This is a genomic window from Hungatella sp. (assembly GCF_046966825.1).
Map to the genome: position 1 here is coordinate 35,478 of NZ_JBKVCZ010000009.1, position 23,873 is coordinate 59,350.

Annotated in this window: 17 protein-coding genes, 1 pseudogene and 1 riboswitch; of the genes and pseudogenes, 17 read left to right on the plus strand and 1 reads right to left on the minus strand. The window is 49.4% G+C overall.

All coding sequences use genetic code 11. From position 1 onward, the window contains the following. Nucleotides 1–101 precede the first annotated feature (101 nt). Complete coding sequence (locus ACLTD4_RS04665; protein ID WP_002602553.1) at nt 102–1,829, minus strand: IS1634 family transposase; 1,728 nt, start codon at nt 1,827–1,829, stop codon at nt 102–104. 289 nt (nt 1,830–2,118) lie between these two features. On the opposite strand from ACLTD4_RS04665, the gene ACLTD4_RS04670 reads away from it, so the two are divergent. The 17 genes and pseudogenes from ACLTD4_RS04670 to ACLTD4_RS04750 all read left to right on the plus strand — a co-directional run bounded on the left by ACLTD4_RS04670 (nt 2,119) and on the right by ACLTD4_RS04750 (nt 23,820). Then, a complete protein-coding gene (locus ACLTD4_RS04670) occupies nt 2,119–2,778 on the plus strand; it encodes a YigZ family protein (RefSeq protein ID WP_055655344.1) in 660 nt (219 codons plus the stop codon). Nucleotides 2,779–3,025: 247 nt separating this feature from the next. After that, a complete protein-coding gene (locus ACLTD4_RS04675) occupies nt 3,026–8,644 on the plus strand; it encodes a polysaccharide lyase family 8 super-sandwich domain-containing protein (protein ID WP_243008447.1) in 5,619 nt (1,872 codons plus the stop codon). A gap of 96 nt (nt 8,645–8,740) precedes the next feature. Continuing rightward, nucleotides 8,741–9,250 carry a DedA family protein gene (locus ACLTD4_RS04680; RefSeq protein ID WP_110324804.1) on the plus strand — a complete coding sequence of 170 codons (510 nt, stop codon included), beginning with the start codon at nt 8,741–8,743 and terminating at the stop codon, nt 9,248–9,250. A gap of 13 nt (nt 9,251–9,263) precedes the next feature. Further along, nucleotides 9,264–10,523, plus strand: coding sequence for a glycosyltransferase (locus tag ACLTD4_RS04685; RefSeq protein ID WP_117622341.1), 1,260 nt, complete (start codon nt 9,264–9,266; stop codon nt 10,521–10,523). Between the two features lie 226 nt (nt 10,524–10,749). Continuing rightward, nucleotides 10,750–12,591, plus strand: coding sequence for a translational GTPase TypA (typA, locus tag ACLTD4_RS04690; RefSeq protein ID WP_055655337.1), 1,842 nt, complete (start codon nt 10,750–10,752; stop codon nt 12,589–12,591). Nucleotides 12,592–12,999: 408 nt separating this feature from the next. Next, nucleotides 13,000–13,626, plus strand: a complete 627-nt coding sequence (locus ACLTD4_RS04695; RefSeq protein WP_002600312.1) for a single-stranded DNA-binding protein — start codon at nt 13,000–13,002, stop codon at nt 13,624–13,626. 126 nt (nt 13,627–13,752) lie between these two features. After that, nucleotides 13,753–14,259 (plus strand): cob(I)yrinic acid a,c-diamide adenosyltransferase, encoded by a 507-nt coding sequence (locus ACLTD4_RS04700; protein ID WP_002600311.1) that lies wholly within the window; start codon nt 13,753–13,755, stop codon nt 14,257–14,259. 20 nt (nt 14,260–14,279) lie between these two features. After that, nucleotides 14,280–14,457: riboswitch (Lysine riboswitch) on the plus strand. 184 nt (nt 14,458–14,641) lie between these two features. Next, nucleotides 14,642–15,526 (plus strand): 4-hydroxy-tetrahydrodipicolinate synthase, encoded by an 885-nt coding sequence (gene dapA / locus ACLTD4_RS04705; protein ID WP_002600310.1) that lies wholly within the window; start codon nt 14,642–14,644, stop codon nt 15,524–15,526. 112 nt (nt 15,527–15,638) lie between these two features. Beyond that, nucleotides 15,639–16,390: pseudogene (gene dapB, locus ACLTD4_RS04710) on the plus strand (4-hydroxy-tetrahydrodipicolinate reductase). 295 nt (nt 16,391–16,685) lie between these two features. Then, nucleotides 16,686–16,925: a GNAT family N-acetyltransferase gene (locus ACLTD4_RS04715; RefSeq protein ID WP_243008446.1), complete on the plus strand. Its 240-nt coding sequence runs from the start codon at nt 16,686–16,688 to the stop codon at nt 16,923–16,925. A 126-nt stretch (nt 16,926–17,051) separates the two neighbouring features. Further along, nucleotides 17,052–17,363, plus strand: a complete 312-nt coding sequence (locus ACLTD4_RS04720; protein WP_055655331.1) for a hypothetical protein — start codon at nt 17,052–17,054, stop codon at nt 17,361–17,363. A 109-nt stretch (nt 17,364–17,472) separates the two neighbouring features. Further along, nucleotides 17,473–18,141, plus strand: a complete 669-nt coding sequence (locus tag ACLTD4_RS04725; RefSeq protein ID WP_117622346.1) for a vancomycin high temperature exclusion protein — start codon at nt 17,473–17,475, stop codon at nt 18,139–18,141. Then, nucleotides 18,134–18,553, plus strand: a complete 420-nt coding sequence (locus ACLTD4_RS04730) for a hypothetical protein (RefSeq protein WP_117622338.1) — start codon at nt 18,134–18,136, stop codon at nt 18,551–18,553. Before ACLTD4_RS04725 ends, ACLTD4_RS04730 begins: the two co-directional genes overlap by 8 nt. A gap of 167 nt (nt 18,554–18,720) precedes the next feature. Continuing rightward, nucleotides 18,721–19,428, plus strand: coding sequence for a phosphoribosylaminoimidazolesuccinocarboxamide synthase (gene purC / locus ACLTD4_RS04735; protein WP_002600301.1), 708 nt, complete (start codon nt 18,721–18,723; stop codon nt 19,426–19,428). A 23-nt stretch (nt 19,429–19,451) separates the two neighbouring features. Beyond that, on the plus strand, nt 19,452–20,894 hold the full coding sequence (gene purF / locus ACLTD4_RS04740; protein WP_117622337.1) for an amidophosphoribosyltransferase: 1,443 nt from the start codon (nt 19,452–19,454) through the stop codon (nt 20,892–20,894). A gap of 466 nt (nt 20,895–21,360) precedes the next feature. Next, entirely contained in the window at nt 21,361–22,791 is a 1,431-nt protein-coding gene (gene purB, locus ACLTD4_RS04745; RefSeq protein WP_025532461.1) for an adenylosuccinate lyase, read from the plus strand. Between the two features lie 132 nt (nt 22,792–22,923). Continuing rightward, a complete protein-coding gene (locus ACLTD4_RS04750; protein ID WP_117622336.1) occupies nt 22,924–23,820 on the plus strand; it encodes a LysR family transcriptional regulator in 897 nt (298 codons plus the stop codon). The last annotated feature ends 53 nt before the right edge of the window (nt 23,821–23,873 follow it).

Genomic DNA, 23,873 nt, shown 5'->3' on the forward strand with positions numbered 1-23,873 from the left:
TATAATCCCATCTTTGACAGTTGATTAAGAAGAAACCGCTGCAACCCCCAGGTTTTATCAGGGGTGCAGCGGTTTTGTTCTCTGTCACGGACTTTAGTAATTTATGACTTGCCTTTACTTTCTTTTTGAATGGTTCGCATTTGGCTTTTGGTGATAAACTGATAATCCGTTCGGAAGCCACAGACATTATGCAAGGCATCGGTTATCTTTTCTCGTTTATATAACGGCATAAATCCCTGTTCTTGTATCTCTGCAAAGTTCATTGCTTTTAGTGCTTCTAAAATAGTTTTACATGTGTACTTATAATCCAGCTTTTTCTCAAGAATTCTGTAGAATAGGAGTGCGAGAAAACAAATAAGGAAATGAGCCTTAATTCTGTTTTCGCCTTGCAAGTATACTGGCCTTGCAGAAAAATCGGTTTTCATGATCCGGAAGCATTCTTCAATCTGCCATCTGCCTTCACTGATTTTTAAGATCTGGCTTATATCATCATCAAGAAGATCGGTGCACACCGCATACAAGCCGTCATACTGGGCTTCCGCTGCTATTTTTTCCGTGTCAAGATAACTGTGGGTTTCGGCAGCTTCTCCTTCCTTTGTCACCGCAATTGTGCCAATAAACCGGGCAGGATCATTTGGGTTTTTACGGTTCCTCTTTGCCTTTCCGCTATTTAACAACTGTTCCGCACGTTCCATCTGCCTGGCACGGATGGTCTTCTGGTATAAAGCGTACTTCGGTGAGTAAGTGATAATGAGCCGCTGATGGAGGCGTTTCGTGGTGTATGGTTCATCTTTATAATAGAGTCCCTGATCATCTTCTGGAATTCGGGTGATATCAACCGGCTTATTATCGGAAATCCTCTTAAAACCACGAAGATCTAATGCCCATACTTTATCTTCAGAAGGAAGTTTCTTTATTGATTGTGTTACAATAAAGGAACGTTCGCCCATGTGATTGAAATGTCGGATATCTTCAGACGCAAGTCCAGCGTCACAGCAATAGATGAATTTCTGGCAACCGAATTCACTGAGTATTTTTTTCTCCAATGGCTTCAGGGAAGTCTGTTCATTGGCATTGCCAGGAAACATGGAAAATGCCAGAGGAATGCCTTCACCGTCCATAAATAAGCCCATTTGAATAATCGGGTTAGGTCTGTGCTCTTTACTCTTACCGTATCTCTTATCTCCAGCCTCCTGCTCAATTTCAAAGTAATAATTAGAGCAGTCATAGTAAAGTACCTGATCATTTCTGTTCATTAAAAAGTTGCTGTTTTTATATAGCTCACTTTGAATGAGATCACACTCATTCCCCAGGATATCCAGTGCGCGGTATACATCGTGAAGTTCATAGGATGGTTTCTCCAGGAACTCCGATGCAAGCTTAAAAGAAGAACGCTTGCTGGTCGGTTCAAGGACTCTGGCATAAATCAGGTCGGACAGGATCGCATTAATATCATACTGAAACTTATACTTTAATTTTATTTTCCGACAGACCTTGTTTAACTGAAGCCCATAATAAATAGATTGCAAAAAGAGATATCCCCCACGGAAGAACTTTTGCCTATCATAGTCCAGTTGTCTGTCAGCCTGAAACGTAATCTGGACAGATTTAATCTTTTGTTCGTTTTTATATTTGTCTGTTTCAATTTTCACTTCATTTTTAGCCCAAGAAATGACATCATCTCTGGTCGGACCGTGTTCTAAGAGCAATTTGTCTAAGGTACCAAGTTTACGAACAATGGTAGAAGTAGTACAGCCATTTGCCTTGACATAGGATTTACAAATATAAAAAGATTCTGAATTTTTAGATTTCGTTATATGAAGATTCATTTTGACACCGCCTTTATCCTTATTATACTATACAATAACATAAAATACTATATACTAAAACAAAAAAGTTGACAAAAAAACACAGGCTTTATGCAGCCTGCAAGTATTTTTCTTAATATTCAACTGTCAAACTCCCGGGGAGATGATTACATGGATAAATATTATGTGACAACAGAGTTCTGAATGCCAGGTCTCTGCTCAATATACGAAAACGTACTTGCCTTAGTCTTTGTGTTTTCTTATAATGTTAGATAGAAAAAAGAAAACAGCGAAAGAAACGAGGAATCCTATGAGAAATCCATATAAGATATTATACCAGGGCGGAACCTCCGAAATTGTGGAGAAGAAATCCAGATTCATTGCGTCTCTGCGCCCCGTCAAGTCGGAAGAGGAGGCGCTTCTGTTCCTGGAAGAGACACGGAAAAGGTATTGGGATGCGCGCCATAACTGCTACGCCTGGATCATTGGAGAGAATGGGGAGCAGAAGCGGTGCAGTGATGACGGAGAACCATCCCAGACTGCCGGCCGCCCCATGCTTGATGTGCTGGAAGGCGAAGGCGTATGCAACGTCTGTGCTGTTGTAACCCGTTACTTCGGAGGAACCCTGCTGGGAACCGGCGGATTGGTGCGGGCCTATTCTTCCGCTGTCCAGGAGGGGCTTAAAAACAGTACCGTTCTCTCTGTGACGCCTGCAGTAAAGACGGCTGTCACTACCGATTACAATGGAGTCGGCAAGATTCAGTATCTGCTTGGACAGAGAAATATTACTATTCTGGACAGCCAGTATGCAGACCAGGTGATGCTCACGGTGCTGATCCCGGAGGAGCAGAAAGAACGGACGCTTGCGGAGCTGACTGATTTAACCAATGGAAAGGCCGGGATTGAGGTACAGGACGAGGTAGCTTTTGGTATTCTGGATAAACATGTGATTCTGTTGGATAACAGGTAAAGTACGGCGAAAAATATAGAATAAATGAAAATAAAAAACATGGAATAATTTGATAATAACACGAATATAAGTATGTATTACAACTGAAAATAGTATTTTTATACAAATAATATAAAAATCTGAAAATAGTAATAGAATTATTGGGTGAAATCCTGAAATTTTATAAGAAATATAAAAATGTTCCATTTCGTTTTACATCAATACTTTCTATAATTTTTTTATCTTATAGAAGGAAAGAGGGGATTGTGTGAAACGAAGGGGTAAAAACAAATGGAAACAGGCCGTCAGTATGTGTCTTGTATTTCAGATGGCGGTGACGTCGCCGGCCGCTGCGGTGACTCTGCCGGCGGGAAAACAGCAGTCAAAGTTTAACACGGGACAGTATGCTGCGGTACTCGATCCATCGGCAGGCGGCGGGAGTCTTGCACTGTTTAACGGCAGCCGGCCGGATCAGGCCTGGAACACCATGGACGAAGCGCTGGTTCCGGGGACGACGATGCTGTGGGACGGCAGCAGTGGTTTTAGGAAGCTGCAGATAACACCGGAGGCAGTCATGAGTGCAGGCTTAAACAGCGGCGCGGCCACCGGGATCAGGCTGGGAAATGAAGCAGAAGGGGTGAAATCCTGGTTCCTGTTTGAGGATGAGATCATCTGTGCAGGAGCAGGCGTAAAGGTGCGAAAGGAAGAAAGCGGCAGGCTTGTGACGATAGTGGATACCATTCCGGTTACCGACACCACGAAGCTGGCACTGACAAACCCGAATAATGGATTCCGGCTTGTGCGTACAGCCAGTAAAGAAGGCGGTTTGTGGGCATCGCTGATCGACACGGTGACTCAGGGGGTCCATACCCAGCGGAACTGGCTCAGCGCGTCTTCCGGATCAGGAGCTTCCAACAGTCTGGACTGGTCCTATGTATTCGGCAGCGGTGAGAGCGGGTCCTATTTGACGAAGGAATCCGTTTATTACAGGCTCAATACAAAGGAAACAGATGCCGCTCAGCTTGCAGAACTGTTCCTCGCACCGCAGGAAACGTACCAGTATACGCTGGTTGCCGGCGGGACGACGGATGATTATTCCAACAAGAGCCTGTATCAGACGGATGCCAGACTGCTTATCAATACGACTGCGGTCCAGGCGGCCGCCGATGTGGGGGAAGGCGCAGTAGCCATCACAAAGTGGGAACCGGGAAGTGTCCGGGTGGACAATCAGGTCGTTCCTGTTACCATGGATTACCCTGCGGCACTGGAACTGAAGAAGGATTCTTCCACAGGAAACATCGAACTTACGGCGGCAGTTATGCCGTCACAGCAGGATGGGATTCTGGAGGTGATTCTTGAGACCGCTGGTAAACAGATTTTAGCGAATTCGAATCCGGATGCGCTGCAGGAAGCGGTTATGGGAGAAAAGGTAATACTTAAGTTTGACACCGCGGCCATGAAGGGCAATGCGGCGACTGTAACCATTGAGGGAAAGGTTCCGGATACATTGACGGGCGAAGAGATTACTCTGGTCCGGGGATCGGATGGCAGAATAAAGGCGCCGGAATCCCTGCAGGGGGCGATCCGGTGGGAAGTAAAGATTCCAAAGCCGGATGGAAGCTTTGTCCGCAATGCAGGAAGCAGTAAAATCAAGCGGGAACTAAAGGAAGGAGAGACAGACGGGGACAGAAAAGCCGGTGATGCAGACGGCAGCCACATTGCCTCCGTTCGAGGGGCAGCTGATGGGTACGGCATGATCACCGCACGGGAAAAAGGAACCGTGACGATCGTAGCGACGGATGAATACGGAACGAGCGCAAAATGGCAGGTAACTGTTCTCTATGAGGATCCGGATAATCTGCCGGAGGCGGACTCAGCCGATTATGCTGCAATCCGCAAACGCTGGAAGGAATCGATCATCGGAGCCGATTTGACAGCTGTGGACGGCGGTACTGAAATTCTGGAAACGATCGACGAGCGGGCCATGGCTGCCTGGGAGGCGTATGCATACCGCGGACAGGATTCCTGCCAGGATATTCCGTGGCCGGAGGATGCCGGCGCAGCGGGGAATGCTGACATAGCGTACGAGGACGATGCGGTGGAGTTCAGGCCGGCATTTAAAAAGGTACTGGCCATGGCAAGCGCCTATGCAGCGAAGGGAAGCCGGTATTATAAGGATAGCTATATGCTGAGCGACATGAAGCATATTCTGAACTGGCTCTGTTCCAACTGTTATACGCCGAAGACGCAGACCGATAACTGGTGGACATGGGAAATCGGTCTGCCGAAGGATCTGATTCCGGCACTGGTGCTCTTATATGACGATCTGACTCCGGAAGAAACGGCGCTTTATACCGAAGCACTTTACTTCTTCCAGCCGGATCCCTATCATGAAGGGCTGATCGGAACCGGAAGCACTCATGCGCAGGGATACCGGACAGCCCAGGGGGCCAATATCATCGACTGTTCCAGAACCGCGCTGGGGCTTGGGGTTTTAAGAGAAGACAATGAACTGGTTTACTTAGCTTCCAAGGCAGCCTCGGAGACGTTTGTCATCCAGTCGGTGGAAGACAGCACAAAGATTGCGGATCAGGGATATACCAGCGGATTCTACGCAGACGGTTCCTACCTCGATCACTCCCATGTGCCGTATCTCGGCTCCTATGGGATCGAATTCTTAAAGGGCGGTGTCGGCCTTCCTCCGCTGCTTGCAAAATCACCGTGGGATTTTCCGAGGGAAGTTCAGGAGAATCTGGAATTTTATCTGAAAGAAGGTTTTTTAAACGGTATATACAACGGTTTGATGATGGACAGCCTGAAGGGCCGTTCTGTATCCAGACCGGGGGCGAGTGACCGTGATTCGGGAAGAGAAGCCATGGCTCTGATGATTCAGCTTATGAATTCCGTTTCCCCGGAGGTGGAAGAAGAGCTGAGGGGCGCTTTAAAGACGTGGATCGATCTCGATCCGGGCTTTTTGGATACCTTAACCGGTGCGGAGAATATGGCGGTAAAAGAGAAGGCCATAGAAATCAGAGATGATGATTCCATCGTAAGCAGTATACAGCCTGTCCATAAAAACATGCCGCTGATGGACCGGGCTGTTCACAGAACGGATGATTTCCAGCTGGCGCTGTCTATGTATTCCGAGCGCATTCAGAACACGGAGATCATGAACCATGAAAACCGTTACGGATGGCATCAGGGAAGCGGAATGACCTATTTATACAACCGTGACATTCTGCAGTATACAGAGAATTTCTGGAATACGGTCAATCCGCTGCGGCTGGCAGGTACGACTGTGGTTTCCAAGGATATCGGCACAGGACAGCCTGACAGTTCCGGCTTTGCCCAGGGAGGGGATTTCCGGTCGAAAGAGTCCTGGGTAGGGGGCAGTACGATCGGCACGAACGGAATCAATGGTATGTCCATGACCGGAGAGGTCCGGGTGAAGGAGGGCGAGGGATCTCCGTCCATACTGTATGCCCCGGAGTTCTCGGCTAAAAAGTCCTGGTTCATGTTCGGCGGACAGATCGTGTGTCTCGGAGCAGGGATCACCAATACCGGAGAGTCATATCCGGTGGAGAGCATCATTGAGAACCGGAGACTGAGACCGGAGCAAGACAATGTATTGACGGTCAACGGAGAAGTCGAGGACCTGTCGGTTCAGGAGGCTGATCTGGAAGATATTGTGGCCGGCAGCATCGACGTTTCAGGAACCAGAATTCCCGAGGTGTCATGGGCCCATCTGGAAGGCAATGTGGAAGGAAGCGATATCGGATACTATTTCCCGGGAGGAGACCAGACGGTATCCGTCAGAAAGGGAAGAAACGCGGGAGACTGGTCCCTGATTGGGACTTCGAAAGGCGGGGCTTTGGAGACTTACCTGGAGATGTGGTTTGATCACGGAGCCAATCCGGAGAATGAGGCGTATGAATACGTTCTCCTTCCTGGGCTGAGCGCCGAAGAGACGGAAGCCTATTCAAAAGAACCGGGAATTACAATATTGAAGAATACGCCGGAGATTCAGGCCGCTGCAACAGCAGACGGGCTTCTGACAGGCGTGAATTTCTGGACAGACGGACAGGCGGAAATCGGGGCAGTGGCGGCCAGCAGAGCGGCATCTGTCATGACAGAAGAGGATGAAGACGGCGTATTGACGATCGCTGTGTCTGATCCGACCATGAAGAATTCCGGGTCGGTCACTGTGGATATTAAACGCCCGGCTGAAGAAATCCTGACTCACGATGAAAATGTTGACGTCCAGCTGACAGAAAACGGAGTGAGGCTCGTCGTACATACGAAAGGAACCAATGGAACCAGTTCTTACGCGTCCGTAAGGCTGACTCCGTCCGTGATACCGCCGTCCGTGGAACACGTTGTGGAACTGATTACGCAGGCAGCGGAAACAGCAGAGGCGGCCGGTGATTACGGAGCTTTCGATGTGGTAAAGGCAGTGAAGACGGCGGTCAGCGCAGTCTGGAGCGTATCAAACGAAGAACTGGCAGAGTACTGCATGAAAGATCTTCTGGTTTTGGAAGAACTGTACAGAGAGGTTATGGCGGCCCGCGGCAATCGCGTTGAGGTCAGGGTTGAGACGCCAGAGCTTATGGAAAGCCCGGTTACGGCGGCAGGACTTCTGCTGAGTGTCCCGTGGGATGACAGCTTAATGCCGGCGCCCCCATCCCAGGCGAAGAAGGCTACGGCCTCCAATGCCGGTTATAAAGCGTTCGGAGCCGCACGCCAATCAGCGGCCCCATCAACAGCGGCCCCATCAACAGCGGCCCCATCAACAGCGGCCCCATCAACAGCGACCCCATCAACAGCAACCCCGTCAACGGCAGATTCCCCGGCATCAGCCTCTTCCAAAGAGAAAAAGGAGGCAGGAGTGCGCGCCGCGGTACATTCCGTCATATTAACAGTGACAGAAAACGGCGATGCAGGCTGGCCTGAGGACAGACCGCGCGGGGACTGGAGCCAGTCGTATAAGTTCCAGCTCTGTCTGGAAGATGAAAATGGTGTGAGAAGCGGCCCGGTGGCCTGGAAGGCGCCTGCGAACATCTGGATGCAGTTTTCTGAGGACGAGGTACAGACAGACACCATTCGTGCATACTCAGACACCGGCAGCGGAGAGGTACAGTCACTGTCAGTCAGCCTGGAGGAAGCCGGGAGAATCTGTTTTGTACTTCCGGACAGTGCCAGGGTGTATCTGACGGGAGATAAGACAACGGCCGCAGAAGAAATCTTCCAGGTGTCGATCGAAGAAGACTTGACAGGAGGCAGGATAACGGCCTCTCCCATGAGCGGAAAGAAGGGCACAAAGGTAACCGTGCAGGCAGTTTCCCAGAGCGGTTACCGTCTGGCAGGCCTGTCGGCCAATGGAAAATCGCTTACTGCCGGCAGCGACGGCCGCTGTACCTTTGTGCTCCGGGAAGATACACATCTGACTGGCGTGTTCAAACGATCCGGCAGCAGCAGTTCAGGTTCAGGCTCCTCTTCTGGATTCAACAGCGGCTGGAAGAAATCGGGCGAGGTATGGTACTATTACGACACCAATGGAAGAAAAACGACAGGATGGCTTTTAGACAATGGAAAATGGTACTGGCTGGATTCCAGCGGAGCCATGAAAACCGGCTGGCTGCTTAACGAATCCGATGGCTTCTGGTATTACTTAAAACCGGACGGCTCTATGGCAGAAGGGTGGAATTCGCTTAACGGTGTCTGGTATTACTTCGCTCCCCAGACCGAAGGAAGTCCAGGCTGGAGTCTGGTAAATGGCCGCTGGGTCTACGAAAAACCGGAAGCGTCTTATCGTCCTCACGGAGCGATGTACAGCGGATGCGTGACACCGGATGGGTATACGGTCGCGGAAGACGGTGCGTGGAATTAAGATAATATTTCTTTTTTATCCTTCTTTTTTTCTTTAAAATCAGCAAGTGGTGTTAAGATTCCTCCTTTATGATTCTATCATCAAGGAGGTTTTTTTATGGATATACAGGCATTGACACAGTATTTTCTGCAGTACGGGGCAGTTTTTATATTTGTAATTGTGTTGCTGGAGTATTTGAATCTTCCCGGCTTTCCGGCCGGTGTTATCATGCCGCTGGCAGGGATCTGGGCCGCAAGAGGGCAGATCGGACTTGGGATGGCGCTGCTGCTGGCGCTGGCTGCGGGACTGCTGGGAAGCTGGATTCTGTACGGGCTGGGAAGGCTGGGCGGCCATGTACTGCTGGAACGGTATTTAAAGAAGTTTCCGGCCCAGCGGCCGGTCATAGAGAAGAATTTCGCCATGCTTGAGAGGCGGGGGGCCATCGGAATCTTTATCAGCAAGCTGATTCCCATGGTCAGGACCGTGATCTCCATTCCGGCCGGAGTGATCCGCATGAATTTTATTAAATACAGCGTGAGCTCGGCGCTTGGAATTTTTGTATGGAATTTTTTCCTGATAGGAGCCGGTTACTGGCTGGGTGACAGGGCGATCAGCCTGTTTTCATAAGAGGAGGAGCGAAATGAAGATCGCAATGCTGACAAACAATTACAAACCATTCATCGGCGGTGTTCCGATTTCTGTTGAGAGGCTGGCAGAGGGGCTTCGGAGCCTGGGGCATCAGGTGACCGTGTTTGCACCGGAGGGGGCAGGATGGGAGGAAGAACCGGATGTGGTGAGATTCCGGGTCCTTTACGAGTGGCGGGACAAGGGGCTGGTAATCGGCAATTTCAGCGACAGCCGCATTGAAAAGCGTTTCCGCGAAGAACAGTTTGACGTTATTCATGTACATCACCCGGTGGTAATCGGATTTACGGCCGTCTATTTAAGCAAAAAATACGGAATTCCGCTGGCGTATACGTACCATACCCGCTATGAGGAATATCTTCACTATTTTAAACTGTATGAGAGGATGGCGGCGGGGCGGGAGTCTGTGAGAAATGCAGCGCGTTTCAGCAGGGAAGTGCTGGTGCCAGGGTATCTGAATACATTTACGGATCAGTGTGACACGGTATTCGTACCGACAGCATCGATGAAGGAATGTCTGGTGAAACAGGGAGTTGCGACACCGCTGGAGGTCCTTCCCACGGGAATTGGCGAGGAGGCATTTAAACGGGACCCGGAACGTGAGAGGGAGATCCGATCCCGGTATTTAAACGGAGAACCGTGGCTGTTTGCCACGACCGCGCGCCTGGAAAAGGAGAAGAATCTCGATTTTCTGCTGCGGGGAGCCGCCCGTCTCAAGGAACTGGTGGGAGACTGCTTCCGCATTCTGATAATCGGGGATGGGACGAGGAAAGAGACGCTTAAGAATCTGGCAGAGGAGCTTGGAATCGGACGCCAGATCGTGTTTGCCGGACGGGTTCCCAATGCCGAGGTATCCCATTATCTCCATGCGGCCGACGGATTTTTGTTCGCCTCCAAATCGGAGACGCAGGGAATCGTTCTTCTGGAAGCCATGGCCGCAGGCTGTCCCGTAGTTGCGGTCCATGCCAGCGGAGTTGTCGATGTCGTCAGCCAGGGAAAAAACGGATTCATGACCGGAGAAGAGGAGGAAGAATGGGCGTCTGCCGCAGCACGCCTCATGACAGAACCGCAGCTATATCAGAAATTATCGGCGGGAGCCGCAGAAACTGCTTCCTTATATAAGGCGGAGACGGTGGCAAGGGAAGCGGAACACCAGTACTATAAAATGATAGAGAGAAGAACTTCTCCGGAATGGGAATACAGTGGCAGGCAGCTGCCTGTGCCGTCTTTCCTGCGGCTGTTTAAGACTGCCTGACTATGCCTTCCAGGTGGGTGAGAGAACCGTCGGATTAGTAGGAATGTACCGGCGAAAGTGAAAAAACTGGAAAGGCAATAGCCAAAATTCTGAAAAACACCTTGCAATCTGGTATATAGGGTGCTATACTAAATTATTGTGAAGAGTGTAAATGAAACTAAGGACAGTATAGAGTCCTTAGTTTTTTATTGAGTTTTTATCCAAAGGAAAGAAGAGTACACATATTATGAAGATGAAACGAGAAGACGTCAGAAATGTAGCCATCATCGCCCACGTTGACCACGGCAAAACTACCCTGGTGGATGCCCTGCTCAGACAGAGCGGAATTTTCCGCGAGAACCAGGAAGTTGTTGACCGGGTTATGGACTCCAATGATATTGAGAGAGAGCGTGGTATTACCATCCTTTCCAAGAATACCGCTGTCAACTACAACGGTACGAAGATCAACATTATCGATACGCCAGGCCATGCGGATTTCGGCGGCGAGGTTGAGCGTGTCTTAAAGATGGTAAACGGAGTTATTCTGGTGGTGGATGCCTACGAGGGCGTTATGCCGCAGACGAAGTTTGTTCTGCGCAAGGCGCTGGAACTGGGCCTCTCCGTTGTAGCCTGTATCAATAAGATTGACCGTCCGGAGGCGAGACCGGACGAGGTTGAAGAGGAAGTCTTAGAGCTCCTCATGGACCTTGATGCGACAGAAGAGCAGTTAGACTGCCCATTCTTATACGCATCCGCAAAGGGCGGTTTTGCAAAGAAGAATTTAGAGGACGCGGAAGAGAACATGAGCGCCTTATTCCAGACAATCATCGACCATATACCGGCTCCAGAGGGAGACCCGGAAGCGCCGACTCAGCTTCTGATCAGCACCATCGATTACAACGAGTACGTAGGCCGTATCGGCGTAGGCAAGGTGGATAACGGAGCGATCCGTGTCAATCAGGAATGTGTCATCGTAAACCATCACGACCCGGACAAGATGCGCAAGGTTAAGGTAGGAAAGCTGTACGAGTACGAGGGACTGAACAAGGTGGAAGTGACGGAAGCGGGAATCGGCGCGATCGTGGCCATTTCCGGTATTACGGATATTCATATCGGTGATACGCTCTGCTCTCCGGAAAACCCGGAAGCCATTCCGTTCCAGAAGATATCCGAACCGACTATCGCCATGAACTTCATGGTAAACGACAGCCCGCTGGCAGGACAGGAAGGTAAATTTATCACCTCCCGTCATATCAGAGAGCGTCTGTTCCGCGAACTGAACACCGACGTCAGCCTTCGCGTGGAGGAGACCGATTCCCCTGACTGCTTTAAGGTATCCGGCCGCGGCGAGCTGCATCTTTCCGTTCTGATCGAGAACATGAGAAGAGAGAATTTTGAATTCGCAGTCAGCAAGGCTGAGGTTCTGTACCAGTATGATGAAAGAAACCGCAAACTGGAGCCGATGGAGATCGCCTATATCGACGTACCGGAGGAGTTTACCGGCGCGGTTATCCAGAAGCTGACCAGCAGAAAGGGCGAACTGCAGGGCATGAGCCCGGCTAACGGCGGCTATACAAGGCTGGAATTCTCGATTCCGTCCAGAGGCCTGATCGGCTACCGCGGTGAGTTCATGACCGATACAAAGGGTAATGGTATCATGAATACGGCATTTGACGGCTACGCTCCTTTCAAGGGAGATTTATCCTACCGTAAGACCGGCTCCCTGATCGCGTATGAGTCAGGTGAATCCATTACCTACGGTCTGTTCAATGCGCAGGAGCGAGGCATCCTGTTTATCGGACCTGGCGTGAAGGTTTATTCCGGTATGGTAATCGGTCAGAATCCGAAGGCTGAGGATATCGAGATCAACGTCTGCAAGACGAAAAAACTGACCAACACCCGTTCATCCAGCGCGGATGAAGCCCTGAAGCTGACGACGCCGAAGGAGATGAGTCTGGAGCAGTGCCTGGACTTTATCGATACGGATGAGCTCCTTGAGATCACACCGGTATCCCTGAGAATCAGAAAGAAGATCCTGGATCCGACGATGAGGAAGAGGTCTTCCCTGAACAAGAAATCATTGGGTTAATGGAATTATATTAGCTATACCGACAACGGCTGTATATAAGATTATGCTCTGCGGGAGGAAACTTTCGCAGGGCATATTTGCATCCTGGAAATAGTGAAATCCGCTTACTGTCGATAAAGGTCGAAAACGGAAGGAAAAGAGAAGCCGCCGGTATCCGGCCTCCGGTATTTCGGGGAAATATGGGGGTAACTGATTTTTTGTGAGGTTTGACAGGTATTTTCTGTCGATATTTTTGGATGTGTTCTTATCATTTCACGGAATCCCTTTTCATACACTTAATATTAGCTGCAAAGCAAATTGTAACCATTCATCCGTGCATCTTTCTGTTTTCAAAAGCAGGAAAACAGAATACGCAGGACGCCCGGCTGAATCGTTACGGCAAATTAGTGAAAGAAGAGGAGAAATACAATGTCGGAAAAAATGATTGAGAACAACAAAGTAAGCGTAATCGGGGAGATCATCTCCGGCTTCACCTTCAGCCATGAGGTATTCGGAGAAGGATTCTATATGGTGGACGTTGCAGTAAATCGTCTTAGCGAGCAGGCTGATGTCATACCTCTTATGATATCGGAGCGACTCATCGATGTAGAAGCGAATTACATAGGCTGTACCATGGAAGCCCTGGGACAGTTCCGTTCCTATAACCGGCATGAAGGGACGAAAAACCGCCTGGTTCTGTCCATCTTCGTGCGTGAGATCCATTTCCTGGAGGAATTTACGGATTATACGAAAACAAATCAGATTTTTCTGGATGGATATATATGTAAGGCCCCTATATACAGAAAGACTCCTCTGGGCAGAGAGATCGCGGATCTTCTGCTCGCCGTAAACCGGCCCTATGGGAAGTCTGACTACATTCCGTGTATCGCGTGGGGAAGAAACGCCAGATACGCCTCCGGCTTCGAAGTTGGCGCGCGGGTGAAGGTCTGGGGCCGCGTGCAGAGCAGAGAGTATACGAAGAAGCTCAGCGAAACCGAGTGTGAGAAACGGATCGCTTACGAGGTATCTGTCAGCAAGCTGGAATGCGCGGAATAACGAAGGATAAGGCGGGAATTAAGAAAACGGTAAGAAAACTTGCAAAAATTTAAATTTTGTGATACGATAAGCGGGTAACGTAGTATATCAATATATTGCTTTTTTGCTGGTATGAGGTGCAAAAGGATGAGTAAAGGTACAATACAGGTTATATGCGGCGAAGGAAAAGGAAAGACGACGGCTGCGCTCGGCATGGGGATCTCCGCTCTGTTAAAGGGGCAGACGGTAATCATGATACAGTTTTTAAAGGGCTGTCAGGAGCTGGCCTCCTGTGAGATTTTAGAGCGGCTGGAACCGGAACTGAAGATTTTCCGGTTTGAAAAGTCCGATGCTTTCTTCGAGACATTATCGGAGGAGCAGCAGAAGGAAGAACGGATGAATATCCGCAACGGCATGAATTTTGCAAGAAAAGTACTTTCGACCGGAGAGTGTGACCTGGTTATTCTCGATGAGGTGCTGGGACTTTTGGATCAGGGAATTATCGAGATGGATGAGATGACGACGCTGCTTCAGTCCAGGGTTGAGGAAATCGACCTGATTCTGACTGGAAAGGTATTCCCGAAGGAGCTGGATCCCCTCGTGGATGGCATCAGAGAAATTGATCATCTTAAAGTTGACAATACAAAGCAATAATGGTAGTATGGTAACATACATAATAAAGTAGAGGTTGCGTTGATTATGAGTATTCTGCCTGATGCATCAGGGTGCATGTGAGGGTGGAGGAAAGGATGAGACGCCGAAGGACGGTACGGCCCGGGACGTATCTGTTCTGGGCATATGATGAAGAATCATATGACTGTCATCCTGCATGGATGGGGCGCTGCTTGAAGATAAGAAGTATTTACCGGATTCTGAACTTTAAGAGCTGACCCCGCTGTCAGCTCTTTTTCTCTGTCAGGAATGATCGTTTTGCAGGCAAAAGGATAAGAGCAGGATAATGGCACGGGGCGGGCGCATGATTTTATGTAGCGGAAGCGTTGGCAACAGGAACAGATTGAATCAGGAGGATAAGACTATGGCACTTTTTGAAGGAGCGGGTGTAGCGCTGATTACACCATTTAAGGACAACGGAGAGGTGAATTACGAGAAGCTGGAAGAACTGCTGGAAGAGCAGATTGCCGGCGGTACGGACAGCATCGTCATCTGTGGAACCACCGGTGAGGCATCCACCATGACCCATGAGGAACATTTAAGCGTAATAAAGTATACGTGTGAAGTGGTAAATAAGAGAATACCCGTAGTGGCCGGAACAGGTTCCAACTGTACGGAGACAGCCATCTATCTTTCAAAGGAGGCGGAGAAATTCGGTGCAGACGGTCTGCTTCTCGTGTCCCCGTATTATAACAAGGCGACTCAGAACGGCCTGATCGCACATTTTACCGCGATTGCGGATGCGGTGAAGATTCCGATCATTCTCTATAATATCCCGGGACGTACCGGCGTGACGATCGCTCCGCAGACGATTGTAACACTCTGTAAGAACGTGCCGAACATTGTCGGTGTGAAGGAGGCCAGCGGAAATCTCACGAATATCGCTACGATGCTTGCGATGGCAGACGGCTGTGTGGATGTATATTCCGGCAACGACGATCAGATCGTACCGCTTCTCTCTCTCGGAGGAAAGGGCGTCGTTTCGGTTCTGTCCAATGTAGCGCCTGCACAGACCCATGAGATCTGCGCTTCCTATTTCCGCGGCGATGTGAAAGAGAGCGCAAGACTTCAGCTGGAAGCGATTCCGCTGATAGGCGCCCTGTTCTGCGAAGTGAACCCGATTCCGGTCAAGGCGGCCATGAACTTAATGGGTAAGAAGGTTGGCCCGCTTCGCCTGCCGCTCACCGAGATGGAGCCTGCAAACCAGGAACGTTTAAAGAAAGCTATGGAAGAATACGGAATTTTATAAACCCCGTTAATCATTAAATGCAGGGCCGGACGCATCGGTATCAGGGCGTCCGGCCTGTTGAACACTCTCAGATACTTCCCTGCACTCATTATAAAATGGAGGAAAAATACTTATGGTAAAGATGATTATGCACGGCTGCAATGGAGCCATGGGACAGGTGATTTCTAAAATTGTTGAAGAAGACGAGAATATTACGATTGCTGCGGGAATTGATGTAAATGACACCATACAGAATTCCTATCCGGTATTTCCCTCTCTGGAGGCGTGTACTGTGGAGGCGGATGTGATCGTGGACTTTGCATCGGCAAAGGCGGTAAACGGTCTTCTCAGCTACTGTTCCGAAAAGAGGATTCCTGTGGTAGTGTGTACGACAGGACTTTCAGAAGAACAGATTCAGCTTGTGGAAGAGACCCCGTCAGGTGCGGTACTTCGTTCCGCAATATGTCGCTGGGGATCAATCTGCTGTTAAAGCTGGTGAAGGAGGCGGCAGAGGTTCTGGCTGAGTCCGGCTTCGACATTGAGATTCTGGAAAAGCACCACAATAAAAAGGTGGACGCGCCCAGCGGAACCGCTCTGGCGCTGGCTGACTCCATCAATGAGGCGATGGACAACCACTACCACTATCAATACGACCGCTCCCAGACGAGGGAGAAGCGCCAGAAGGATGAGATCGGAATCCAGGCTATCCGCGGAGGCTCCATCGTCGGTGAGCACGACGTGATCTTCGCCGGACAGGATGAGGTGATTACCTTCCAGCATACCGCCTACTCCAAGGCTATTTTTGCAAAGGGCGCAGTATCGGCAGCAAAGTTTCTGGTGGGTAAAGAACCGAGACTTTATACCATGGCGGATGTGATCGGCTAAGAGAGGGGTACGGATGAGGACTGTCATTTACAGTCAGTTGCGGGAGTCTGAGCAGGCAGCTGACGGCCAGCTACCGCGCCGCCTACCGGGGACTTATGGACGAGGCGTATCTGACCTCCCTTCAGGAAGGCAGGTAATGTAAACGGTGCCTGTCCCCCCAAATGCCGCGCCAACTTTACAAAGTCACTTTGCAGAGCGATCGATCCAGGTTTGACAGAATTGTATTGAAATTACAAAATGAAACAAATAATAAGCGTTTGATGCATTGTGCAGTATCTTGTGTGATGAAGAAGTGATGAGGCCTGCTTATGAAAGTGCGTTCAGCCCAGATGCAGCGGAAGCGGCAATTGCGTGCAGGGAATATGCGTTCACGGTTCTCGATGCAGACAGCGTCTGCTCTATGATTCGGGATACAAATATAGCTTCTCAAAATGTTGCTGTTCGAAATGGTATGAAAATTATTGATAAAGCTGCAAAGAATTTTAGGAATACGAAAATGAACTTTTTTTTATATTTTGCAGAACGGACACAATGATTTTGAGTCAAGCGCTTTTAAGCTGTTTTTCCGGCTTTGAGCCATTAAAAAATTAGAAAAATTTCCCACCATAATTTATTCTCCTCTAACACATACTAAGCATAGAAAATGAAAGGAGAATGTATTATGAAAAGAATAAAACCATATGTATTTGCAGTACTTGTCATTATGACAGTGATGTGTCTGTCCGCATGCGGCAGCAATAAGAACACAACAAATGAAACCACCGGAGGCAGCAGCGCAGCTACAACGCAGACAACGGCTATGGAGTCCACAACAGATATGGGGACTACAAGAAATGCCGATGAAGACGCTAAGGAAAGCACCGGAGTTATCGACGGCATGATCAATGATGTTGAGAGAGGTGTCGATGATATAACTGGCGAGAGCAACGGCCATCCGACCAACAGTGCTGATATGAGCTCTGCAGCAGAATAAGTATTTTTATACAGAGACGAAAAATAAAATGGCTTTGGGCCCGGAAAGGCTTGAAGCCATTTTTTCCCTGTTATATAATGGAGCGTATAACAGAAATGAGGACAGAAGGATGAAAAAACTGATTAAAAAGGCATTTATTACACTGATCGTTCTGGGCGTTGCCGGTATTGTCTGCCTGGCGGGCGTCAATACATATATGATCAAATCTACGGAAAAACGGATTCTCACACAGGAGGAAGCGGCCGCGCTGGGAGCGGACTGCATCCTTGTTCTGGGAGCGGGTGTTCATCCGGACGGAAACCCCAGCAACATGCTGGAGGACCGTCTGCTTCGCGGGATCGAGCTGTATGATGCAGGCGCTTCTCAGAAGCTGCTGATGAGCGGAGATCATGGCCGGAAAAATTACGACGAGGTGAACGTGATGAAGCAGTTCGCCGTGGCCCGCGGCGTGCCTTCGGAGGATGTATTTATGGATCACGCCGGTTTTTCCACCTATGAGAGCATGTACCGGGCCCGCGATGTGTTTCAGGCGGACAAGGTGATCATCGTGACACAGCGCTACCATCTCTACAGGGCGCTGTACGCCGCGAAACAGCTGGGACTCGACGCTTATGGCGTGGCTTCCGACCAGAGGACGTACGCCGGTCAGAAGCGGCGTGATGTGAGGGAGCTGCTGGCCAGAGGGAAAGACTTTATGACCGGAATCTTCAAGCCGGAGCCGACGTACCTGGGAGAGGCGATTCCGGTAAACGGCGATGGAAATGCAACGAATGACTAAGGCGGAGAAAGAAAGGACGGGCTTTTTGAAGAATACCCTGTTTGCAGAAAAACAACGGATGAAACGGTATAACCGGAGTAAGAAGCCGTGGAGAAGCCGCGGCTTTCTCAGGGCGTCCATGGGAAGGCGTACCCACATTTTCAGAAACTGCTTAAGCTGTATGGTTCTGGCGGAGCTGATCGTTATAGGTGTAAATGACCCCGGTATTTTTACGGAGACTGCGCGTCGATTTCATATTGGCTGTGTGAAGGAAGAGACGGTGGAGACAGCGGATTTTGGGGCCTTAGAAGATGGACACCAATCTGACAAAAAGGACAGCGGAGTTACGATTGACTGGAAAGAGGGCAGGGTTGAATTCTGGCGGACAGAGGAGAAGCTTCGCCGTGAAAATGCGGAGAACAGACCGGATTAACGCGGCGTCCGGCGCATTTATATGCGAATACAGCCATCGTCCATAAGAATTTATAATATATAAAAATGTTGCAATCGCATTTTCACTGTATTATAATTTCTACTGAAATACCTTGGTTATATTCATAAAACTTATAAATTAATTCAGGAAAAGGACTGGTGGATACCATGGAGAAAAAAGAATTACTGTATGAAGGAAAAGCGAAAAAGGTTTATACAACAGAGGATCCGGACGTATTAATTGTGGATTATAAAGATGACGCTACGGCATTCAACGGTTTAAAGAAGGGTACCATCGTAGGAAAAGGCGCGATCAACAACCGCATGACAAACCACATCTTTAAGAAGCTGGAAGCAGAAGGCGTTCCGACTCATTTTATCGAGGAATTAAGCGACCGTGAGACCGCTGTTAAGAAAGTAGAGATCGTTCCGTTAGAAGTAATTGTAAGAAACTTCTCCGCAGGCAGCTTCGCAAAGAAGATGGGCATGGAAGAGGGCATCAAGTTCGCTTGTCCTACACTGGAATTCAGCTATAAAAATGATGATCTGGGAGATCCGTTCATCAACAGCTACTACGCACTGGCACTGAACCTGGCAACTCAGGAGGAGATCGACGCGATCACAAAGTATACCTTTAAGGTAAACGAAGTGATGAGAGAGTATTTTGACAGCCTTGGCATCGAGCTGATCGACTTTAAGATCGAATTTGGCCGTTACCATGGACAGATCATTCTGGCCGACGAGGTTTCTCCGGATACCTGCAGACTGTGGGATAAGGAAACGCATGAAAAACTGGATAAGGACCGTTTCCGCCGCGATATGGGTAACGTAGAAGACGCTTATGAAGAAGTATTCCGTCGTCTTGGTATCCAGTAAACAGCACAGAAAGGCATTACTACATGAGACATGACTTGAATATTACTGCGGGGGATGAGTTACATGAGGAGTGCGGCGTCTTCGGAATGTATGATTTCGATCACGGGGACGTGGCGTCTACCATTTATTACGGATTATTCGCATTGCAGCACAGGGGGCAGGAAAGCTGTGGAATCGCGGTCAGCGATACGGCGGGCCCCAAGGGGAAAGTAAACGCGTATAAGGGGATGGGTCTGTGTAACGAAGTCTTTACTCCTGAGATCTTAGAAGGTCTTCACGGCAATATTGGAGTGGGTCATGTTCGTTATTCGACGGCGGGCAGCAGTACCAGGGAAAATGCCCAGCCGCTGGTGTTAAACTATATAAAAGGCACTCTGGCTCTGGCGCATAACGGCAATCTTGTCAATGCGCCGGATCTTCGCCGGGAGCTGGAATATTCGGGGGCGATTTTTCAGACTACGATTGATTCTGAAGTCATTGCCTACCACATCGCAAGGGAGCGTGTGAAGACATCTTCTGTGGAAGAGGCGGTTGCCGGAGCCATGAAGAAGATTGTGGGAGCATATTCCCTTGTTGTCATGAGTCCCAGAAAAATGATTGGGGCCAGGGATCCCTTCGGATTCAAGCCCCTCTGTATCGGAAAACGTGACAACGCCTATATTCTGGTGTCGGAAAGCTGCGCGCTGGATACGATCGGAGCGGAATTCGTCCGGGATGTCAGACCGGGTGAGATCGTTACCATTACGAAGGACGGTATCGCATCGGATACGAGGCTGTGCTTTCAGGACCGGAGCAGGGAAGCGAGATGTGTATTTGAATACATTTATTTCGCCAGACCGGACAGCGTATTTGACGGAGTGAGCGTCTATCAGGCCAGAATTCTTGCCGGCCGTGCCCTGGCTGTAGATTCACCGGTGGAGGCCGATCTGGTGGTCGGAGTTCCGGAATCCGGCAATGGAGCGGCGCTGGGCTATTCCATGGAGTCAAAAATTCCCTATGGCACTGCCTTTGTCAAGAACTCTTATGTAGGCAGAACCTTTATCAAGCCGAAGCAGAGCAGCCGGGAGTCGGCCGTACGGATTAAACTGAACGTCTTAAAGGAGGCTGTGGCGGGCAAACGCGTCATCATGATTGATGACTCCATTGTCCGGGGAACCACCAGCGCTTTGATCGTCGGGATGCTGCGGGAAGCAGGGGCGAAGGAGGTCCATGTCCGGATCAGCGCTCCGCCATTTCTCCATCCGTGTTACTTTGGAACGGATATTCCTTCCGAGGACCAGCTGATCGCTCACGGCCGGACGGTACAGGAGATCTGCGATATGATCGGTGCGGATTCCCTGTCCTTCTTAAGACAGGAACGGCTGACGGAAATGGCGCAGGGACTGCCAATCTGTACTGCGTGCTTTTCCGGTGAGTATCAGATCCAGCCGCCTGAGGAGGATATCCGGGGCGAGTACGTGCAGTAGTTCAGAGATTCCGCAGAAGAAAAGAGGCGCTGCACCGGATTGTGTCACCATCCGGCACGGCGCCTTTTATGCAGGGAGAGCGGCAGTGAAGATGGGTAAGATTCGACATGATCCGGCACAACCGTAAATTTTGTGATTTTTTCCTTTTAACTGTGAGCATATTATGATATGATATTTAATAAAAATCAACGAGAATTCTCCCAGCCTCTACAGGTGGAGATGAATCGCAAAAACAAACTTAGCGGCAGTGGCGGGCAGATATCCCCCCACTGACATGAAATCAAAACAATCCGGGCAACCGGATAAAATGGCAGCATAGCTACTAGGTTATTCTGGGTTTTGTATTCTGGACTCAGAATGTGGATTGAAATAAAATCAAATGAAAGGGTGGAGACGTGGAAACGGTATCAGTCACATGCCGGTTCCTCCGTATGACGAAAGCCATCAGTCTCCTTGGTATATTTTTATGAACGACCGCTATCAGAGTCCTTTGTCTGAGCGCTATGCCAGCAAGGAAATGCAGTATATATTTTCACCGGATAAGAAATTCCGCACATGGAGGAAGCTCTGGATCGCTCTCGCCGAGACGGAGATGGAACTGGGGCTGCCGGTTACGCAGGAACAGATCGATGAGCTGAAGGCCCATCAGGATGAGATCAATTACGATGTAGCGAAGCAGCGCGAGAAAGAAGTTCGTCACGACGTCATGTCCCATGTGTACGCTTACGGCGTACAGTGCCCGAAGGCAAAGGGAATCATCCATCTGGGAGCGACTTCCTGCTACGTGGGCGATAATACGGATATTATCGTTATGACCGAAGCGCTGGCGTTAGTCAGGAAGAAACTGGTCAACGTGATTGCGGAGCTGGCGAAGTTTGCAGACAGATACAAAGATCAGCCGACGCTGGCATTTACCCATTTTCAGCCGGCACAGCCGACTACGGTTGGAAAACGCGCTACACTGTGGATGCATGAGCTGGTCATGGATTTAGAGGATTTAGACTATGTGGCAGGCTCCATCCGTTTATTGGGCTCCAAAGGCACCACGGGCACACAGGCCAGCTTCCTGGAGCTGTTTGACGGCGATATGGACAAGGTAAGAAAGCTGGATCCGATGATCGCAGAGAAGCTGGGCTATCCGGGCTGCTATCCGGTTTCCGGCCAGACGTATTCGAGAAAAGTGGACAGCCGTGTCTTAAATATACTGGCCGGCATCGCACAGAGTGCGCACAAGTTTTCCAATGATATCCGTCTGCTTCAGCATTTGAAGGAGATCGAGGAGCCATTTGAAAAGAGCCAGATCGGTTCTTCCGCCATGGCCTACAAGCGCAATCCGATGAGAAGCGAGAGAATCGCCTCTCTGTCAAACTATGTGATGTCCGATGTGATGAACCCCATGCTGGTGGCTTCCACCCAGTGGTTCGAGCGCACGCTGGACGATTCCGCGAATAAGCGTCTCAGCATTCCGGAGGGATTCCTGGCGATTGACGGTATTCTGGACCTTTACTTAAATGTAGTTGACGGTCTCGTCGTTTATCCGAAGGTGATCGAGAAACACATGATGGCGGAACTGCCATTTATGGCTACCGAGAATATTATGATGGATGCCGTAAAAGCAGGAGGCGACAGACAGGAGCTTCACGAGAGAATCCGTGAGCTGTCCATGGAGGCCGGAAGAAATGTGAAGGAAAACGGTATGGACAATAACCTCCTGGAGCTGATTGCCGCTGATCCTGCGTTCAATTTAAGCCTCGATGAACTTAAGCAGAACATGGACCCGAAGAAGTATGTCGGATGCGCGCCGGCTCAGGTGGAGATCTATCTGGATGAAGTGATTCGGCCGCTGCTTTCCGCGAATCAGGATGTTCTTGGGATGACGGCTGAGATTAATGTCTAAAAATGTGTAAGATAAATGTGTGTCAGCGGAAGACCATTTAGACGGGTATAAAAACAGTGATCTTCCGCAGAATAAGAATGGATTCAGAGCAGAGGCGGTCGATAGTCTCTGCTCTTTTCAGGAGGATACGGTATGAGCAGCAATCTGGAATATTACAAGGTGTTTTATTACGTAGGACAGTTAGGCAGCATCACACTGGCCGCGGAGAAGCTGTGCATCTCCCAGCCGGCCGTCAGCCAGGCGATCCGCCAGCTTGAGCTTTCCGTCGATGCGAAGCTGTTTATCAGGACCTCCAAAGGTGTCAGGCTGACGAGAGAGGGAGAACTTCTCTATTCTTATGTGAAATCGGGTTTAGATGATATCTGGTATGGGGAGAATATGTTAAGGCGGATGCAGGATCTGGATACGGGAGAGGTCAGAATCGGAGCCAGCGATATGACGCTTCAGTTTTATTTACTGCCGTTTCTGGAGCGTTTTCACGAGAAATATCCGAAGGTTAAGGTAACGGTGTCTAACGGCCCCACACCGGAGACACTGGGCTTTTTAAGTCATGGAACCATTGATTTCGGCGTGATCAGCTCCCCGGTCGATGCGAGGCCGGAGGTCTCTGTCACTGAGGTAAAGAAGATCCGTAATATTTTTGTGGCGGGAGAGCAGTTTAAGCATTTAAAGGGGAAAAGGCTGGAATACGGTATATTGAAAGAACTCCCCTGTATTTTTTTGGAAAAGAATACGAGTACGAGACGGTTTATGGATGATTTTTTAGAGAAGCTGGGTATCGTTGTGGAACCGGAATTCGAGTTGGCGACCAGTGATATGATTGTCCAGTTTGCCATGAGGAATCTTGGAATCGGCTGCGTGATGTCGGAGTTTGCAGAGAAGGAAATCGAAGCAGGCCATCTGTTTGAACTGGAATTTAAGCAGGGAATGCCGGAGCGGAGTTTCTGCATCATCACAGACCGAAAAAATCCCATGTCTCCCGCAGGAGGCCGTCTGCTGGAGCTATTGATGGAAAAACCAATGATATAATTAAAACTTATGGAGAACATAAATAATATTGACTTTACTTATGATGTGCTTTG

Excerpts from the sequence above, each read along its gene's own strand:
- ACLTD4_RS04665 (WP_002602553.1), bottom strand. The coding sequence starts at position 1,829 with ATGAATCTTCATATAACGAAATCTAAAAATTCAGAATCTTTTTATATT.
- ACLTD4_RS04670 (WP_055655344.1), top strand. The coding sequence starts at position 2,119 with ATGAGAAATCCATATAAGATATTATACCAGGGCGGAACCTCCGAAATT.
- ACLTD4_RS04680 (WP_110324804.1), top strand. The coding sequence starts at position 8,741 with ATGGATATACAGGCATTGACACAGTATTTTCTGCAGTACGGGGCAGTT.
- ACLTD4_RS04685 (WP_117622341.1), top strand. The coding sequence starts at position 9,264 with ATGAAGATCGCAATGCTGACAAACAATTACAAACCATTCATCGGCGGT.
- typA (WP_055655337.1), top strand. The coding sequence starts at position 10,750 with ATGAAGATGAAACGAGAAGACGTCAGAAATGTAGCCATCATCGCCCAC.
- ACLTD4_RS04695 (WP_002600312.1), top strand. The coding sequence starts at position 13,000 with ATGTCGGAAAAAATGATTGAGAACAACAAAGTAAGCGTAATCGGGGAG.
- ACLTD4_RS04700 (WP_002600311.1), top strand. The coding sequence starts at position 13,753 with ATGAGTAAAGGTACAATACAGGTTATATGCGGCGAAGGAAAAGGAAAG.
- dapA (WP_002600310.1), top strand. The coding sequence starts at position 14,642 with ATGGCACTTTTTGAAGGAGCGGGTGTAGCGCTGATTACACCATTTAAG.
- ACLTD4_RS04715 (WP_243008446.1), top strand. The coding sequence starts at position 16,686 with ATGAGGCCTGCTTATGAAAGTGCGTTCAGCCCAGATGCAGCGGAAGCG.
- ACLTD4_RS04720 (WP_055655331.1), top strand. The coding sequence starts at position 17,052 with ATGAAAAGAATAAAACCATATGTATTTGCAGTACTTGTCATTATGACA.
- ACLTD4_RS04725 (WP_117622346.1), top strand. The coding sequence starts at position 17,473 with ATGAAAAAACTGATTAAAAAGGCATTTATTACACTGATCGTTCTGGGC.
- ACLTD4_RS04730 (WP_117622338.1), top strand. The coding sequence starts at position 18,134 with ATGACTAAGGCGGAGAAAGAAAGGACGGGCTTTTTGAAGAATACCCTG.
- purC (WP_002600301.1), top strand. The coding sequence starts at position 18,721 with ATGGAGAAAAAAGAATTACTGTATGAAGGAAAAGCGAAAAAGGTTTAT.
- purF (WP_117622337.1), top strand. The coding sequence starts at position 19,452 with ATGAGACATGACTTGAATATTACTGCGGGGGATGAGTTACATGAGGAG.
- purB (WP_025532461.1), top strand. The coding sequence starts at position 21,361 with ATGAACGACCGCTATCAGAGTCCTTTGTCTGAGCGCTATGCCAGCAAG.
- ACLTD4_RS04750 (WP_117622336.1), top strand. The coding sequence starts at position 22,924 with ATGAGCAGCAATCTGGAATATTACAAGGTGTTTTATTACGTAGGACAG.